The organism is Shewanella sp. Isolate7, from assembly GCF_022398425.1.
GTDB lineage: Bacteria > Pseudomonadota > Gammaproteobacteria > Enterobacterales > Shewanellaceae > Shewanella.
Genome location: NZ_JAKEVJ010000028.1, coordinates 19,120 through 36,390, shown reverse-complemented (window position 1 = coordinate 36,390; position 17,271 = coordinate 19,120). Strand labels below are relative to the sequence as shown.

At 55.5% G+C, this 17,271-nt stretch carries 17 protein-coding genes; 9 read left to right on the top strand and 8 right to left on the bottom strand.

Annotated features, from left to right (window positions below):
* Position 1: 1 nt before the first annotated feature.
* Both L1D47_RS08960 and L1D47_RS08955 read right to left on the bottom strand, forming a co-directional pair.
* Positions 2–1,042 (bottom strand): membrane fusion-like protein, encoded by a 1,041-nt coding sequence (locus L1D47_RS08960; RefSeq protein ID WP_239884185.1) that lies wholly within the window; start codon positions 1,040–1,042, stop codon positions 2–4.
* Positions 1,039–2,235: a TolC family protein gene (locus tag L1D47_RS08955; protein WP_239884183.1), complete on the bottom strand. Its 1,197-nt coding sequence runs from the start codon at positions 2,233–2,235 to the stop codon at positions 1,039–1,041. The genes L1D47_RS08960 and L1D47_RS08955 overlap by 4 nt, the downstream gene beginning before the upstream one ends.
* Positions 2,236–2,508: 273 nt before the next feature.
* On the opposite strand from L1D47_RS08955, the gene L1D47_RS08950 reads away from it, so the two are divergent.
* The 3 genes from L1D47_RS08950 (at position 2,509) to L1D47_RS08940 (ending at position 4,981) form a co-directional block, all read left to right on the top strand.
* On the top strand, positions 2,509–3,039 hold the full coding sequence (locus L1D47_RS08950) for a LuxR family transcriptional regulator (RefSeq protein WP_239884181.1): 531 nt from the start codon (positions 2,509–2,511) through the stop codon (positions 3,037–3,039).
* Positions 3,040–3,213: 174 nt separating this feature from the next.
* Positions 3,214–3,495, top strand: a complete 282-nt coding sequence (locus L1D47_RS08945; RefSeq protein WP_239884172.1) for a GDCCVxC domain-containing (seleno)protein — start codon at positions 3,214–3,216, stop codon at positions 3,493–3,495.
* Between the two features lie 814 nt (positions 3,496–4,309).
* Complete coding sequence (locus L1D47_RS08940; protein ID WP_239884170.1) at positions 4,310–4,981, top strand: site-specific DNA-methyltransferase; 672 nt, start codon at positions 4,310–4,312, stop codon at positions 4,979–4,981.
* Between the two features lie 565 nt (positions 4,982–5,546).
* Here L1D47_RS08940 and hutI read toward each other — a convergent pair.
* Positions 5,547–6,773, bottom strand: a complete 1,227-nt coding sequence (gene hutI, locus L1D47_RS08935; protein ID WP_239884168.1) for an imidazolonepropionase — start codon at positions 6,771–6,773, stop codon at positions 5,547–5,549.
* 180 nt (positions 6,774–6,953) lie between these two features.
* Here hutI and hutC point away from each other — a divergent pair, with 180 nt between their 5' ends.
* The 4 genes from hutC (at position 6,954) to L1D47_RS08915 (ending at position 11,685) form a co-directional block, all read left to right on the top strand.
* A complete protein-coding gene (gene hutC / locus L1D47_RS08930; RefSeq protein ID WP_239884160.1) occupies positions 6,954–7,661 on the top strand; it encodes a histidine utilization repressor in 708 nt (235 codons plus the stop codon).
* A 122-nt stretch (positions 7,662–7,783) separates the two neighbouring features.
* Positions 7,784–9,454 carry a urocanate hydratase gene (hutU, locus tag L1D47_RS08925; RefSeq protein ID WP_041509775.1) on the top strand — a complete coding sequence of 557 codons (1,671 nt, stop codon included), beginning with the start codon at positions 7,784–7,786 and terminating at the stop codon, positions 9,452–9,454.
* Between the two features lie 29 nt (positions 9,455–9,483).
* Positions 9,484–11,016, top strand: a complete 1,533-nt coding sequence (hutH, locus tag L1D47_RS08920; RefSeq protein ID WP_239884158.1) for a histidine ammonia-lyase — start codon at positions 9,484–9,486, stop codon at positions 11,014–11,016.
* Positions 11,017–11,205: 189 nt separating this feature from the next.
* Positions 11,206–11,685: a PaaI family thioesterase gene (locus L1D47_RS08915; RefSeq protein WP_239884157.1), complete on the top strand. Its 480-nt coding sequence runs from the start codon at positions 11,206–11,208 to the stop codon at positions 11,683–11,685.
* Between the two features lie 54 nt (positions 11,686–11,739).
* Here L1D47_RS08915 and L1D47_RS08910 read toward each other — a convergent pair whose 3' ends face one another.
* The gene (locus L1D47_RS08910; RefSeq protein WP_239884156.1) at positions 11,740–12,435 is read right to left on the bottom strand and encodes a DUF3157 family protein; all 696 of its coding nucleotides are present in this window, start codon (positions 12,433–12,435) and stop codon (positions 11,740–11,742) included.
* Between the two features lie 93 nt (positions 12,436–12,528).
* A complete protein-coding gene (locus tag L1D47_RS08905) occupies positions 12,529–13,056 on the bottom strand; it encodes a porin family protein (protein WP_239884155.1) in 528 nt (175 codons plus the stop codon).
* 381 nt (positions 13,057–13,437) lie between these two features.
* On the opposite strand from L1D47_RS08905, the gene L1D47_RS08900 reads away from it, so the two are divergent.
* Positions 13,438–14,688 carry a mechanosensitive ion channel domain-containing protein gene (locus L1D47_RS08900; protein ID WP_239884154.1) on the top strand — a complete coding sequence of 417 codons (1,251 nt, stop codon included), beginning with the start codon at positions 13,438–13,440 and terminating at the stop codon, positions 14,686–14,688.
* On the opposite strand, the gene L1D47_RS08895 is transcribed toward L1D47_RS08900, so the two are convergent.
* The gene (locus L1D47_RS08895) at positions 14,685–15,308 is read right to left on the bottom strand and encodes a LysE family translocator (protein ID WP_239884153.1); all 624 of its coding nucleotides are present in this window, start codon (positions 15,306–15,308) and stop codon (positions 14,685–14,687) included. The genes L1D47_RS08900 and L1D47_RS08895 overlap by 4 nt on opposite strands.
* Positions 15,309–15,385: 77 nt before the next feature.
* Complete coding sequence (locus L1D47_RS08890; protein ID WP_041509782.1) at positions 15,386–15,937, bottom strand: lysophospholipid acyltransferase family protein; 552 nt, start codon at positions 15,935–15,937, stop codon at positions 15,386–15,388.
* 105 nt (positions 15,938–16,042) lie between these two features.
* Between L1D47_RS08890 and L1D47_RS08885 the strand changes: the two genes are divergently transcribed.
* The gene (locus tag L1D47_RS08885) at positions 16,043–16,465 is read left to right on the top strand and encodes a nuclear transport factor 2 family protein (RefSeq protein WP_239884152.1); all 423 of its coding nucleotides are present in this window, start codon (positions 16,043–16,045) and stop codon (positions 16,463–16,465) included.
* Here L1D47_RS08885 and L1D47_RS08880 read toward each other — a convergent pair.
* A complete protein-coding gene (locus tag L1D47_RS08880; RefSeq protein ID WP_239884151.1) occupies positions 16,440–17,267 on the bottom strand; it encodes an NRDE family protein in 828 nt (275 codons plus the stop codon). The two genes, L1D47_RS08885 and L1D47_RS08880, sit on opposite strands and share 26 nt — an antisense overlap.
* Positions 17,268–17,271 lie beyond the last annotated feature (4 nt).

Genomic DNA, 17,271 nt, shown 5'->3' with positions numbered 1-17,271 from the left:
CTTATTCGCCCCCTAGGCCAAGCATGATCCCTTTTACCGCCGCCACAGATTGCGACAATACCTGCATCTGGCTCAGATCCTGGTCGCTGGCGACAATATATTGCTCGGGTGTCGAACCCAGAATCTCTATGGTGATAGCCTTGAGCTGGCTGTCATGTCGGGTAAAGACCTGGCTTTCGCGCGACCAGCTGAAGACGCTGTATTTGGGCAGCAGATAGACGGCCTTTTGATACTCGGGTATCACAGTGATCTGCTGGCCCAGCAACAAGTTACAATCCTGTGGCACGGGCTGAGACCAGGCGTTGATGAAGGCGCCGTCGGCGATGGCCGATTGGGCATCTATGGTGAGATGGCACTCATTGATGTTGATGGCCGACAGCGAGACCGACTGACTCATGGGCACATTGACCCTGACGCGAATGGCGTCGCTGGGCACTAACGAGAAGAGCTGCGCACCGGCATGATATGGCGTGTCCAGCTGATTGAGTTTGACGATACCGGCGACCGGCGCGCCGATTGTCAGCGACTCGCTGGCCTCATCCTTGGCGAGCACCATGGCCATGAAGTGCTGCATATGCTCATATTCGAGGTGGCTGGCAAAGAAGTCCTGGCTGATCTCGCGCCACTTTTCGGCGCTGATACTGCCATTCTTCAGCAAAGGGCGGTTACGGTCATAACGCTGTTTCGCCAGCTGATACAGGCTGCTGGCGGCCTCGACCTGGGCCAGAAAGTGAAACACCTCGGGGCCGGTCAATCTGGCGATGGCCTGGCCCTGAGTGACGGGCTGACCCTGTCCTACCAGGAAGGTGACCTGTTGAATATTTTCTGGTGTGCTGACCCAGTAGTCGTTGCCGGGCAGACGGGCAACCTGGGCGGGCAGGGTGCTCCCTTCATAGCTGGCGACCTTCTGCGGCTGCACATAGCTTAAGGCGAGCTTGCCTAGGGTCTCTAAGCTTAATGGCTCGGCCTGAGCGGGATGTATAAGGCTGGCGGAGAGAAACGCGGATAAACAGAGGAGGCTGGCGCCATACTTGGCCATCATAATGAGATTCCTAAGGCTTGTAGTTGCTGGGAATGAAGTTGTTGTTGGCTGACCCGGTTCAATACCAGGCGCGATTCGGTATCCAGTGCATCCATGTAGCGGCGCAGCCAGATCTCATAGCTCACCTGATTCTGCTCCTTCACCTTGGCCAGCTCTTCTGTGATGGTGCGGCTCAGTGATAGTCCCCGCTTTAGCAACCTTTGCTGCTCGCTGAGGGTCTCTTGCTGCTTGGCCAGCTTCTCGGCCTGGGTCTTGAGCTGCAGATAGGTGCGATCGCTCTGCAGTAACTGCTCCTGGTTGGTCTGTTGCCAGTTGGCCAGATCGCTCTGGGACAGGGCGGAGCTTAGCCCCAGCGGCACAGTGATCCCCAGGCCCAGCTGGTTGTCGTCGAGCTGCTCGTCGGCGGTGCGCTTGGCGGTGAGATAGAGTATCCAGGGATCTTGTGTGCCCGCCTGCTGACGCTCGATCAGCAGCCTTGCCTGTTGTTGCTGTAGGCGCTGCAGTTGCCACAGTGGGTGCTTGGCCAGTTGGTTGTCGAACTGGGATAAGGGGGTTACCTCGGTATCCGGCTCATCATCTACCGCCAGGGGGGGCTGCTGCTGACCCGTGAGGCGGTAAAACAGCGAGACCGCCTCGGCCTGTTGCTGTTTAAGCTGGATCTGCTGCAGGTCGATATCTACCTGTTCGCGTTCGAGTAACAACAGGTTGGCCAGGGGCAGTTCGCCCACGTCGGTCAGGCTTTTCTGTTGTTGGTGCAGCTTATCCAGCAGCTTTCGCTTGCGCTCCAGCTGTTGCAGTTTGACCGTGGCGATACGATAGTCCCAGATGCTCTGGCGGATTAGCCCTGAGAGGTAGAGGTTCTGCAGCGCCTGCTGCTGGCTGCCGATGGCCTGGGATAGCTGCTGTATCTGGCTGTCGCTGTCGTAGGCGCCGGGTGATTTTAGCGGTAGATTGAGCGATACCTCCTGCTCATAGCGGCTACCCTTGTCCAGGCTCCCCAAATGACTCAGGCTGATGCTGGGCAGCCCCATCAACCAGGACGAACTGCTCAGCTGTTGGGCTCGTTCATCTTCGAAGGCGGGGGCCTGTGCGCCGGCATTGGGTAGCCGGGACTTACTGATCTTCAGCAGGTGATGGAGTTGATGTGTCGAGGCCGCATAGCCAAAGAAACTACTGCTACTTAATGCGGTCAACAGACATATCTTGATACAAGACTTAACGACGGACATAAGTGATTTCTGTGGTATTAAAGTGTGCCGTTAGTCTAGTGATCGAGCCGCCCACGTCTTGAGAGGGATGTATCATAAAGTGGCTCATGGTACATATGTACCATAAGTTAACTAGCTGATTTTATGTTGCTTTGCTTTCCGCTATGCTTGGCCGTCGGCTGTAGGTTTGTCTGTGGATTTTAGCTGTGTGGCGCTTAACTGAGTGCCGGTTTGTCAGCGATAGGAGTAGGAATATCCATGAAAAAGGATCTGGTTATCATCGCCCTCTTGGTGCTTATCATGTTGTTTAAGCTGGTGGATATCGTTGCCGACGTGCAGCTGGAGATCCCCGCCTGGCATATCGCTCAAGAAAGTGTTCTTGTGCTGCTTACGGTGATCGCTACCCTCTACCTGAGCCGTGACTTAGTGCGCCGTTCGCGTCAGGTCAAAGCCTTGGCCCACAGGCTCGCCCAGGCAGACAAGCAGATAGACAACCTGTCGAGCCAGATGCGCACCGCACGCCAGGAATACAGCCAGGCGGTGGCGAGCCAGTTCGACACCTGGGGCTTTACCAAGAGCGAGCAACAGGTGGCATTTCTCATCCTCAAGGGGCTCAGCTTCAAGGAGATGGCCGAGGTTCGCCAGACCAAGGAGAAGACGGTACGCCAACAGGCCTCCACCATCTATGGTAAGGCCGGGGTCGATGGTCGCCACACCTTCTGCGCCTGGTTTATGGAAGACTTCATTCACGATCACGACAGTGAGCTGACCGGCAACCAGGCAGCCTAGTTTTTATCTGGGCATCTTCTGGCGGCGCCCTGGTCTCACTTATTCGTCCCTTTTCTGCTCCAGCCTTATGGCTGGTTATTTTCTATTGCGTGTAAGACCTGTAGCCGCTGTTTATTTGCGCGCAACAGGCGTAGTTTAGGGTTAAGATCTATTGTCTGTGAGGTTTAGCGAGTCATGGTTAGTGATCTGGTGTTAACGTCTGAAATCACCTGCCCCCATTGTGGACATATTCGGCAGGAGACTATGCCCACCAATGCCTGCCAGTTCTTCTACGAGTGCCAAGGCTGCCATAAGCTGCTCAAGCCCCTGCCCGGCGACTGCTGCGTATTCTGCTCCTACGGCACGGTAAAGTGCCCCCAGTGCAACTCGGGCAGTGTTCACAGCTCTGGCTTTGATAGCAGCGACAGTTCAAGGCATTCAACTGAGGGCATGCCGAGGCCTGCTGAAGTTGAATAACGCCGAAATGGTGTTGCTATCAAAGCCCCGCAGGGCGAGGCTTACAGCGGTATTTGCTGCGTTACAGTTCTTGCGAAGGACTAGGGCCATTCGCTGCAAACTGTGCCTAGCATCTATCCACTTTAAGCACACGCAGAGCAAGCACGGGACTTATTCGCACCTTCCCTAGTTCCACCGCGTTTACTAATGAATTTGTTAGTCGAGTGGCTACTGTTACTAATCGCCTGCCGCGGGTGCGGTTTAGGGATATACCAATGTCGCGATCGTATGGATGCGAAGAAACGACCTTATGTGCAGGTACGTCTTCGCCTCTGTCTTCGATACCCTCAGACATACCTACACACCTTATCCAACGTCTCTTCGAAGTTACGTAATCTGAATATAAAAATATTAGATTAATCTCTTTACAATTGATCAAATATCGAACAGGCTTGTGGTGTTTGTATTCAAGGATGAGTGCATTAATTCTGTTATTCACATCAACCTTGATTAATTTCAATTGTTGAAGGTTAAAAAGGAATTTTATATGGGATGTACATGTTGTGGTTCTAAATTGAATAGCGGAATGTTAACAAAAACTGATTCAAATTCTGGTCAGAAATTTAAATCTTGCCCGCATTGTTCAGCAGCTAATGGTTCTGAGCACATATTTCATCCTTATCCTGGACAATTTGGTAAGACTCCAGCCCGTGTTACAGCCAGGAATCCTGATGGGCATCAAAGCTACTGCATTGATTGTAGAGGATTAGACAAAGGCCAAGAGTCAACAGTACACTTCAATGGTCGTCTTTGTAGTACTTTTTAGTAGGCTTAAATGCAGTTATTCCAGAATGATGCTGTTCATTGGTTATCGACGCTCGCAGATGCGAGCGTTGATTTAATTATTACCGATCCCCCATATGAATCTCTTGAAAAACACCGAAAGATTGGAACTACAACACGGTTGAAAATTAGCAGTGGTTCTAATAACCAATGGTTTGATATTTTCCCGAATGAACGATTTGAACAGCTATTTATAGAAATATATAGGGTTCTTAAGAAAAATTCTCATTTCTATTTATTTTGCGATCAAGAAACGATGTTCTACGTTAAACCAATTGCTGAGAAAGTGGGATTTAAGTTTTGGAAACCAATCGTTTGGAATAAACTTGCAATTGGCATGGGGTACCACTATAGAGCGAAATACGAATTTATTCTCTTCTTTGAAAAGGGAAAGCGTAAGCTAAATGATCTAGGCATTCCTGATGTATTAGAATGTAAACGGATACATCGTGGTTATCCAACCGAAAAGCCTGTAGAACTAATTGAAACACTTATAAAACAAAGCTCTAGCGAAGGTCAGTTAGTTGTTGATCCCTTTTTTGGCTCAGGTTCAACATTAATCGCGGCTAATAATTTAGAGCGGAAAGCGATAGGTTGTGATATCTCCGATTTAGCACACGACTACCTAACTAAAAGGAAATGTTTAGATGCAGTCGTTTCTTAAGTCGGACAATAGTAGGTCAAATCGAAGAGACAGATGACCGGGTGTAAGCACGCTTTTGGCCTTCGGTGGCATGGATGCCACCGCAGAGCACCCAGGGATGGGCTTGCTGCGAGCCAAAAGCGTGCTTGCACATAAGCCCACCGCAGGTGATAGATTGCCAAGGTGTTATGGTTTAAAAACACCTATCAAATATCGATACCTGAAGAGAAGAGTTTCCGACTCTAGATTTGCTGGGGAGAAAGTCATTTTCGGCATTTATGCCATTACAGTTCATTTAGGGATGGTCTTGAATAACGTCCCTGTTTAACTGCCAGTTCGGCATCCATGCCTCTCGTTCGTGAGCGAGAAGCTACGCTTCACTCACCTTGCCAAAAGCGTGCTTGCACATGAGGTCGTTCTTTCACATCCCAGTGATCACGACATTGGCATGTCCCTATGCTGCACCCACCGCAGGTGATAGATTGCCAAATCGTTATGTTTTTCAAACACCTATCAAATGAAAAATTTGGCTCAGGAGCCAGCCTAAACGATGAGTTCGCCTCATCGCTCAGGCGGCCTAACATCATTATTGATGAACCAGGTTCCCGTTTTTCACCACTTCCTTACACACATCCACTCCATAGCTGTAGGCGAGGGCGGCGGGCGTGGTGATATCCCACAGACAGAAGTCGGCCTGCATGCCGACCTTGAGTACGCCGACGGATGCCTCGACGCCCAGCGCCTTGGCGGCGTTGCGTGTCATACCTGCCAGGGCTTCCTCTGGAGTGAGGCGGAACAGGGTACAGCCCATGTTGAGCATCAGCAGGCTAGAGCAGAGCGGCGACGAGCCTGGGTTGTAGTCGCTGGCCAGCACCATGGGCACCTCGTATTGACGTAGCAGGTCGATAGGCGGCATCTGGGTTTCCCGTAGGAAGTAGAAGGCGCAGGGTAGCAGGGTGGCGCAGGTGCCGCTCTCGCTCAGTGCCTTAACGCCCGCCTCATCCAGATATTCGATATGATCCACCGACTTGGCGCCCAATTCGGCCGCCATGGCCGAACCGCCCAGGTTCGAAAGCTGCTCGGCGTGCAGCTTGATATCCAGTCCGGCCTGTTTGGCCGCGCTAAGCACCCGCTCTGTCTGTGTCAGGCTGAAGGCGATATTCTCGCAGAAGACATCCACGGCATCGGCCAGCCCCTCTTGGATCACCGCGGGTAGCATCTCATCGACCACCAGATCTACATAGGCGTCACTGTTGTCTTTGTACTCGGGCGGGATGGCGTGGGCGCCGAGGAAGGTGGTCTTCACATCCACATGGTGATGCTTGCCCAGTTCGCGGGCGACCCTGAGCAGCTTGAGTTCGGTTTCGGTATCTAGGCCATAGCCGGATTTTATCTCGACCGTGGTCACCCCCTCCTTGGCGAGGGCGTTGAGGCGTTGGCGTCCCAGCTCGAACAGCTCGGCCTCGCTGGCCTCGCGGCAGGCCTTGACCGTGCTGATGATGCCGCCGCCGGCGCGGGCGATCTCTTCATAGCTGGCGCCTTGCAGGCGTAACTCAAACTCGTTGGCGCGGTTGCCGGCAAACACCAGGTGGGTATGTGCGTCGATAAGGCCGGGTGTGAGCCAGCCGCCCTTGCCCCTGTAAACCGGCGTTGACAACACATCGAACTCGGGCAGTTCGCTGCGGGGACCCATCCAGGCGATCTTACCCGCCTTGACGGCGATGGCGGCATCGGTGATCGCACCATAAGGCGCTGAATTTTCAGGGTCCATAGTGGCGATGTTGACGTCAATCCAAACCTGATCCCAAGTCATTGTGTATCCCTCAAGTGGCGCGCCCCTCTGAGGGCGGCAATAAATTTGTGTGAGCTAGCTTGTATTTACTTGTATATACAAGCTAGGATTATAGCGATAAATTTCAGCATTTGAAAAGTGTAATTGAGTTTGCGGCTATGTCCGGGGCGATAGCAACCCGGCAGCCCACAAGGAGCAGAGATGGCGACGCCCAAGTTTGCAGAGATCAAACAGTTCATTCTGACCAAGGTGGAATCTGGCCAGTGGCAGCAGCATAGCCGCGTGCCGTCGGAGAACCAGCTGGCCGAACTCTTTGGCTGCAGCCGCATGACGGCGCGCCGCGCCCTGACCGAGTTGACCGAATCTGGGGTGCTGGAGCGTTCTCAGGGCCTGGGCACCTTCGTGGCCGGACTCAAGTCTCAGTCTTCCATGATGGCGATCCGCAACATTGCCGACGAGATCAAGGACAGGGGCCATGGCTATAGCGTCAATCAGCTCGAGTTGACCCGTGTTCGCGCCACGGCGCCCATCGCTATCTCACTGGGGCTGGAGGAGGGCAGTGAGGTGTTCTACTCGGTGCTGGTGCACTGCGAGCAGGGGACGCCGCTGCAGTTGGAGGAGCGTTTCGTTAATCCGCAGCTGGTGCCCGACTACCTGGATCAGGACTTTAGCCTGCAGACGCCCCACGAATATCTCTCCTTTGTGGCGCCACTTACCGAGGCCCGCCACACCATAGAGGCTGTGGTGGCCGATGAGACTCAGCGCGCGCGTCTGCAGATAGAATCTAGCGAACCTTGCCTGCAGATTCTGCGTCGCACCTGGTCCCGCCAGGGGGTGGTGAGTTTTGCCCGCCTGCTGCATCCGGGCAGCCGTTTCCGCCTAGGTGGACACCTGACCTTTAATCGCTAGTCGGCGCAACAGATTTCGGGACCGCCTGTTCCCTCAGTAGCCAATAGGTTACGACAGGTAGTAAGTCACAGATAAACATAAAAATAATGTCATTAAGACAAGCACAATTGAGGTAAGCAAGAATGGATAAGAGACACGACCCAAGCCGTCGCATTATCGCGCCACATGGTACCACGCTGAGCTGTAAGAGCTGGCTCACCGAGGCGCCGATGCGCATGTTGATGAACAACCTGCACCCTGATGTGGCCGAGCGCCCGGAAGACCTGGTGGTCTACGGTGGTATCGGCCGTGCGGCGCGCGACTGGCAGTGCTACGACAAGATAGTAGAGGTGCTACAGCGCCTCGAAGAAGATGAGACCCTGCTGGTTCAGTCGGGCAAGCCTGTGGGCGTGTTCAAGACCCACAGCAATGCGCCGCGCGTCATCATCGCCAACTCTAACCTGGTGCCACACTGGGCTAACTGGGAACACTTCAACGAGCTGGATAAGAAGGGCCTGGCCATGTATGGCCAGATGACAGCCGGTTCTTGGATCTACATCGGCTCACAGGGCATAGTTCAGGGCACCTACGAGACCTTCGTGGCCATGGCCAAGCAGCACTTTGGTGGCGATGCCAGCGGCAAGTGGATCCTCACCGGTGGCCTGGGTGGCATGGGGGGCGCGCAGCCACTAGCCGGTACCATGGCGGGCTACTCTGTGCTGGCCTGTGAGGTGGATGAGACCCGTATCGATTTCCGTCTGCGTACCCGTTATGTGGACAAGAAGGCCACTAGCCTGGATGAGGCGCTGGCGATGATCGACGAAGCCAATAAGAGCGGTAAGCCCGTGTCTGTCGGCCTGCTGGCCAATGCCGCCGACGTGTTTGCCGAGCTGGTGGAACGCGGCATCACCCCAGATGTGGTAACCGACCAGACCTCTGCCCACGACCCACTGAACGGCTACCTGCCACAGGGCTGGACATTAGAGTATGCCGCCGAGATGCGTAAGAAGGATGAGGCGGCCGTGGTCAAGGCTGCCAAGCAGTCGATGGCGGTGCAGGTGAGAGCTATGCTGGCCCTACAGGCGGCGGGCGCGGCAACCACTGACTATGGTAACAACATTCGCCAGATGGCGTTCGAAGAGGGCGTGGAAAATGCCTTCGACTTCCCCGGCTTCGTGCCAGCCTATGTGCGTCCACTCTTCTGCGAAGGCATTGGTCCCTTCCGCTGGGCGGCGCTCTCTGGCGATCCGCAAGATATTTACAAGACAGACGCTAAGGTTAAGGAGCTGATCCCAGACAACCCTCACCTGCACAACTGGCTGGACATGGCGCGCGAGCGCATCGCCTTCCAGGGGCTACCGGCGCGTATCTGCTGGGTCGGCCTGAAAGACAGGGCGCGTCTGGCCAAGGCCTTCAACGAGATGGTGAAAAACGGCGAGCTGTCTGCGCCTATCGTGATCGGTCGTGACCATCTGGATTCTGGCTCGGTTGCCAGCCCTAACCGTGAGACCGAGTCTATGCTGGACGGCAGCGATGCGGTATCGGATTGGCCGCTGATGAACGCCCTGCTGAACACAGCAAGCGGCGCGACTTGGGTTTCGCTTCACCATGGCGGCGGCGTCGGCATGGGCTTCAGCCAGCACTCGGGTGTGGTGATCGTTGCCGACGGTACCGACGAGGCCGAGGCGCGTCTGGGCCGTGTGCTGTGGAACGATCCGGCCACAGGCGTGATGCGTCATGCCGATGCGGGCTACGAGATTGCCAAGCAGTGCGCCAAGGAGCAGGGTCTGGACCTGCCGATGCTTGACCTTTAAACAAATAATAAAAACAAGAGGTTGAATAAATGAGTCATCTAGTATTAAAGCCGGGCACCCTGAGCCTGGCGCAGCTGAGAAGCATTAGCCGTGGCAAGGTGAGCCTGGAACTGTGCGACAGCGCGGTCGCCGATATCAACACCAGCGCGGGTCTGGTGCAGAAGGTGATCGACGAAGGCCGCACCGTCTACGGCATCAACACAGGTTTCGGTCTGCTGGCCAACACTAAGATTGGCGAGGAAGATCTGCAGCTGCTACAGCGCTCTATCGTGCTGTCTCACGCCGCCGGTACCGGCCAGTACATGCAAGATGCCACCGTGCGTCTGATGATGGTACTGAAGATCAACTCACTGAGCCGTGGCTTCTCTGGTATTCGTCTCGAGGTGATAAACTTCCTGATCGCCCTGGTGAACGCCGAAGTCTACCCATGTGTGCCAGAGAAAGGATCTGTTGGCGCCTCGGGCGACCTGGCTCCACTGTCGCACATGTGCCTGCCGCTGCTGGGCGAGGGTGAGATGAGCCACAAGGGGCAGATCATCTCTGCCGCCGAAGGCCTGGAGATCGCCGGTCTCAAGCCTATCGAACTGGCCGCTAAGGAAGGTCTGGCGCTGCTTAACGGTACCCAGGCATCCACCGCACTGGCGCTGGAAGGCCTGTTTAACGCCGAAGACCTGTTTGCCGCCAGCTCTGTTATCGGCGCCATGAGCGTCGAGGCCGCCATGGGTAGCCGTAGTCCGTTCGACCCACGCATCCATGCGGCGCGTGGTCAGAAAGGACAGATAGATTCGGCCGCCGTGTTCCGCCACTTGCTGGGTGAAGAGTCTGAGATCAGCCTGGATCATGTGAACTGTGAGAAGGTGCAAGATCCATACTCGCTGCGCTGTCAGCCACAGGTGCTGGGCGCCTGTCTGACCCAGATCCGTCACGCCGCCGAGGTGCTGGCCACAGAGGCTAACGGCGTAACCGATAACCCATTGGTATTCCAGGACACAGGTGACATCATCTCGGGCGGTAACTTCCACGCCGAGCCTGTCGCCATGGCGGCGGATAACCTGGCGATTGCCATCGCCGAGCTGGGTTCTATCGCCGAGCGTCGTATCGCCCTGTTGATCGACTCTAACCTCTCTAAGTTGCCACCATTTTTGGTGGAGAACGGCGGAGTGAACTCTGGCTTCATGATCGCACAGGTGACGGCGGCGGCCCTGGCCTCTGAGAACAAGACCTACGCCCATCCAGCCTCGGTAGACAGCCTACCGACCTCGGCTAACCAGGAAGATCACGTCTCTATGGCGACCTTCGCGGCGCGCCGTCTGCGTGATATGTCGGAGAACACCCGTGGCGTGCTGGCGGTCGAACTGCTGGCGGCGGCCCAGGGACTGGATTTCCGCGCTCCGCTGCAGCCCGCGACTGCCGTGGCCAAAGCCAAGGCCGAGCTGCGTGAGGTGGTGGCCTACTATGACAAGGACAGATTCTTCGGTCCGGATATCGAGGCGGCTACCGATCTCTTGCTGAGCGCCAGCTACAACGCATACCTGCCAGCGGGTGTGTTGCCTAGCCTGTAGTGTTTATGCCGTGGAAAAAAGGGCCCTAGGGCCCTTTTTTATTGCGCCTACACTCGCTAGCCAAAGCGCCAGCACATATAGACCTAGTACATAAGTCTGTGTTGCCATCCATCCGTTGGGCCGTTAGCGTAGAAGGCCGCTAACGCATAAGACAGCTAATGAATAAGACAGTTTGATGAGGAGAATGCCATGCAGGGAATCGCTTTTCAGGATGCCTACCCAGATGACTTGAGCCACTGCTATGGCTGTGGTCGTAACAATGAGCTGGGCCATCGACTCAAGAGTTATTGGCGCGGCGAGCAGACCATAGCCCGCTTTACCCCCGAGCCCTTTCATACGGCGATCCCCGGCTTCGTCTACGGTGGCCTGATCGCATCCTTGATCGACTGTCACGGCACGGGCAGTGCCAGCGCCGCGGCGCAGCGAGCATTAGAGCAGGCGGGCGAGCAGTTAGATGAACCGCCGCGCTTCGTCACCGCCGCCCTCAACATAGATTATCTGGCACCGACCCCCATGGGAGTCGAACTCGAGTTAATTGGCGAGATCAAAGAGGTGAAGCCACGCAAGGTCGTGGTGGAGATAAGCCTGTCGGCCGCCGGTAAGGTGTGCGCCCGTGGCCATATGGTGGCGGTTAAGATGCCAGAGACCATGGCCGCCGTGCCCGCATAACAAAACAGGCCACTAGGGCCTGTTTCTACTTTCTACTCGATACTCACGCCGTCGTTAGCGCGAGCTCATGTCGATGATCTTCAGCGTCATCAGCTCCTCGCTCCACTGGGCCTTGTCGATGCCTTCGATCCAGAAGGTCTCGCTGTTGCGTGTCTGCCCCTTACGCAGATAGGTCTCGGGTACACGGAAGATCGCCTGCCAGACGTTGACCGTCTCCGTCTTGATCAGCTCGCCGGAGTCGGCGAACAGGCCTATCTCCATCTCGATGATCACATAATTTTCTTCGCTGTTGCTGCTGAGCTCGAAGTTGAGTCCCAGACGTCCCTTGCTGTCCCACTGACTCTTGAGGTAGCTCACCTTGGCGCCGCCCTTGGCGGTGGCTCTGAGCAGGTTGGCATGATCCATGGCCGACGCCGTCATGGCACCGCCCACTACCGGGCCGCTGGCGATCACTACGGGCTGTACCTTGGCAGCCTGAGCGACTGCCTGGCTGGCCTCTGTACTCGTTTGAGTCTGGACTGTCTCTGTCGTCGCCTGGCTTTCTGTGCTTGCCAGGGGCTCGGTCGTCGCCGCGTTAGCCTGCGGCGTCAGGAAAACATATTCCCAGGTAAAGTCGGCGTTGAGTCTGACGGTGGCGCCATTCTCCAGGGTGATCAGGGCAACGGCATCATCAGCCTTATCGGCTGCAAAGGCGGGAGCCACCAGGAGGAAGAGTGCCATGATGGCGCAGCTTTGTAGTGCTTTATACATTGAATTTAACCAGTTTTAGCGGTTTGTCTGTGGTCACTAGCATAGTCAAACTCGGTGGAAATTCCTATATGCCGAGATCGCGAATAGGGGATTTTAGTTGCTATAGCCCAGGCTGAAGAGCGCCGATTCGCTGGCGGAGTCATAGCCTAGACCCAATACCAGATGACGACCCACCCGGTAGCGTACACCGAGCTCGCCGCCCCAGCGGGTGTCTCGCTCCGTCTCCCAGGTGGGTTTGCCGCCGACGATACGCGGCGAGATATTATTGGTGTAGGAGTATTCATGGGTGTAGGCGCTGGCGCCGCCATAGAGACTGAGATGGTCTGTGAGCCCATAGCTGAGCCCGAATCGCCACAGCTTGTCCTGGGAATAGGCCTCGCTGGGTGCCTCGACGGCGATGTCACGCTTCTCACTCTGGGCATAGCCCAGATAGTAGCCCCAGTTGGCATAGTTCCTGTCATAATGGCTCGGTGCCAGGGTGATGCCATAGAGGGAGGAGTCGGCCGCAAGGTAGTCCAGTGTGATGGCCGTCCTGGGGCTGGGACCTTGCTGTTGTTGGTCTGCGGCCATCAGGGGGCTGGCAGCGATGAGCAGCACCGCGCCGAGCAGAGGCTTTAACATAACTTTCTCCTTTCTAGGGGCTGTGATTTTTTCGGTTTGATTTTTGTTCAATCTCAACGGGTTTTGCTCAAGGCGTGAGCCATGAGGCATAGTTGCACTATGTGAATGGCTAACAAGGATGAGATAGACGCGTCGAGATGAACCCCTTAGGCTGCACCTTGTATCCATCAGCTGCAAACTGCCGCAAAAACAGATAGGAAAGGTCAGCAGGCCCTAGGTACTATGGATTGTTGAGAATCTCTGTATTACAGTCAATTGGATAGGCTAAAATAGCTTTTAAAATAGGTAGTTGTATCGCTTTTGTTGGTGTGCTGAAATGGCCTTGTTGCATGGTCTTTAGCGGTTTTATCACCTAAGGTGAAATAGCAAGGAGAGAGAATTTTGGATCAAGAATTACGCTCGCAGGTGTCGCTCTGGTTGACCCACTTCGGCATAGATAGTCCAGCGGATGGAGTATCGACCGGCATCATGGTGTTTGCCTGTCTGCTGATCGCCTTCATAGGTTATGTGGTGGTAAAACGCGGTGTGGTGAGCACCATGAACATAGTGATCCAGCGGTCTAAGGTGCGTTGGGACGATATCTTCATGCAGCATAGGGTGCTGGAGAAGCTGGCTAAGCTGGTGCCTGCGCTGATCCTCAATATCCTGCTGCCGCTGGCGTTGGTGGAGCATCCGCTGCTCAGTAGCCTGGCGGACAGACTGCTGGATGTGGCGATTGTTATCTTCTTCGTGCGCGCCGTCTTCAGCGTGCTGGACGCAGGCAACGAGATCGCCGACGTCAACTTGATCAGCCGCCGATTACCGATAAAGAGTTTCGTGCAGCTGCTCAAGCTGTTCATGTTTTTCGTCGCCATCATCATCTCCATCTCGGTACTGGCCGAGCAGTCGCCGGTCTACTTCCTCAGCGGCCTGGGTGTCGCCACGGGTCTGGTGATGTTGGTGTTTAAGGACACCATATTGGGCTTCGTGGCCGGCATTCAGCTGGCGGCCAACCGCATGGTCAGCCCGGGCGACTGGATCCAGATGGATAAGTATGGCGCCGACGGCGCGGTGGAAGAGGTCTCTCTGACCACGGTCAAGGTGCAGAACTGGGACAAGACCATCACAATGATCCCCGCCTACGCCCTGGTGTCCGACGCCTTCAAGAACTGGCGCGGCATGTCTGAGTCGGGTGGCAGGCGGATCAAGCGGGCGGTGAATATCGATATCGACTCCATCGCCTTCCTTAATGCCGAACAGCTCAAACGCCTAGGTAAGATAAACCTGCTGAAGGACTATCTGGCACGTAAGCAGGCGGAGATCACCGAATTCAACGCCAATATTCAGGATGGTGACATGCCGGTGAACAGCCGCAACCTCACCAATGTCGGTACCTTTAGGGCCTATCTGCTGGAATATATGCGTAAACACCCTAAGGTGCATCAGGAGATGACCCTGCTGGTGCGTCAGCTGGCGCCGACCACCGAGGGGCTGCCGATCGAGATCTATATCTTCACCAACGACACTCGCTGGGCGGCCTATGAGGATATCCAGGCGGATATCTTCGATCATATCTACGCGATTCTGCCCCAGTTTAACCTGCGCGCCTTCCAGGCACCGACCGGCGCCGACGTGCGCAGCCTTAAGGGTTAGTCTCGGGTAACCAGTATGGCGGCCAGGGAAAGAAACACGCCGCCGCTGGTGCGGTCGAACCAATGCAGGCGGTTGCTGGCCCTGAGTTTGGGCGCCAGCACATTGGCCATGCTGGCGTAGATCATCACAAAGCTGAAGTCCACCAGGGCCCAGGTGAGCGCCAGTATCGCCAGCTGAGGCCCCTGGGGCGCCGTGATATCGATAAATTGCGGAAACAGGGCGCCGAAGAAGAGCAGATCCTTAGGATTACTGATCCCCACCAGGAAGGCCTCTTTAAACATCTGCCTCGGCGACCCCTTGCCCTTGATATGTTGCAGATCCAGCCCCTGTGCGCTGGCCTTGGTCAATATCAACTTGATCCCTAGGTAGATGAGGTAGGCCGCGCCGCAATATTTGAGCAGGGTAAAGCCATACTCTGTGGCGCTCAGCAGGGCACCCAATCCGGCAGCGGAGGCAAACATCAGCAAGAGGGCCGAGCTGACACTCCCCAGGGCGGTCGCCAGGCTACGTACCTTGCCGAAATGGATCCCATGGCTCATGGACAATACCGCCATGGTGCCGGGTGAGATGGCGATCAGCAGGATAGCCGCCAGGTAGAGTAGCCAGGTATCTAAGTTCATCTAAAAGATTGTATACAAAATGAGGTGTGGCCGCACTATAACCAGTGCGACCGGGTTTGGCAATCTGTTAGGTACTCTTAGGCGTGGTAGTCGGGGATGGCTTTGGCGTGGCGACCTTTGATGCTGCGGTAGAAGTCGAGGATCTGCGGCATCTCCTTGTCGATATCGCCTGTGACGCTTATTGCCTCGGGGATCACCACCCGTTTACCGGCGAAATCCAGCGCTACCGTGACTATGGGCACCTGTGCCTTGCTGGCGATATGGTAGAAGCCCGTCTTCCAGCGTGTGACCGGGCTGCGGGTCCCTTCAGGTGCCAGGGCCAGCTTAAATTGGGGGTCTTGCTGAAACAGCTGCGCCACGGCATCGACCAGGTTGTTGCTCTTGCGGCGATCGACAGGGGTGCCGCCGATGGCACGGAACAACCAGCCCCAGGGGGGAATAAACAGCTGATGCTTGCCGAGAAAGTGGATCTTCTGTCCCAGGGCGCCCCGGGCCAATACGCCTATGATGAAGTCCCAGTTGCTGGTATGGGGGCCGACGATGGCGATATATTGAGGCGCCTCGGGGAGGCGACCGTCTATGGTCCAGCCGCTGAGTTTGAGAATTGCTTTACACAAAGATTGAAACATAAATTAGGCTCTACTGAATCGGTCTAACGAGGCATTTTTATAGGGAAGATAATGCCTTACCATTATTATATACTATACCCTAATGCCTCCCATCTGGAGATGATGATGCTTAAAAATGGATGGATTTTACTGATCTTGCTGCTGGGACTCCCGGTGCAGGCGGTGCCGACGGACGATATTGCCAATATTCTGCGCCAGCAGGAAGCTGCCTGGAATCGCGGCGATCTGGATGCCTACATGCAAGGCTACTGGCAGAGCGACAAGATGCGTTTCGTCTCAGGCAACAAATTCCGCTATGGCTGGGCTGAGACACTCGCGGCCTATAAGAAGAACTATCCCGATAAGGCTACCCTTGGCCAGCTCAAGTTCACCATAGAAGAGACCAAGATGCTCAGCAACTATGCCGCCATCGTCGTTGGTCGCTGGCAGCTGACTCGGGTCAAAGACAAGCCTAACGGCGTGTTTACCCTCTTGGTGGAGAAGATAGATGACAAGTGGGTGATCACTCACGATCACTCGTCGGATTAGGCAAATTCCGGCGATTCATTATCCGTGGCGGCCTCATTCTCGGGGCCGCTGCAAACTTAAATACCTGTTTGCCCAGGTTTCTTCCCTTACCGTCATACCTGACCTCGATAAACTCGCATTTGCCCTGCTTGTCACGCAGGAAGATGGAGGTCGAGCGGGTGCCATATTCCGGATGCTTGATGTAGATAGAGGAGAGCAGACGCTCCCACTCCAGGGCGACACCGGTTTGTGGCAGATCTTCATCGGGTGCCTGTCGCTCGTCGGTCATTATGGTCAGCAGGGCCTGAATGTCTATCTCGCCGCTTCGGCCGATCTCCTGCTCTAATGCCTGTGTCCCCTTGGCCATCTTGGGCCAGATATCGTCCAGGGCGCCGTTGCTGATGGCATGAAAGCCAGGTGACAGCGGCTTCACCGTCTTGCTGATGCTGTGATAGCAGTAGAGATCCAGGTCTTTGCCGAACAGCAGATTGAAGGGGTTATAGTGTTGGCTGTGCTCCATGAGCCAGGGCGTGGTCATGGTCTGGGATTGTGTCAGCGCCCTGATCACCAGATCGCCCCGACTATGGCGGTTGGCCTCGTGCAGCTCGGGCGCACGAATATTGGTGAGCGCGGCGATCTCGCCTTGTCGATTCACCCCGAGCCAGCTGCCACCGGCTTCGAGATCTTTACCCGCCAGCAGTTGCTTGTCCGGCGGCCAGAAGTGCGCCGGCTCCGTGGGCCTGTGGTGAAACTCGTCCCGGTTAGCACAAAGGATCAGGGGATACTGTGGATGTACGTCCAGGGCGACGAAGAGAATACACATGGAT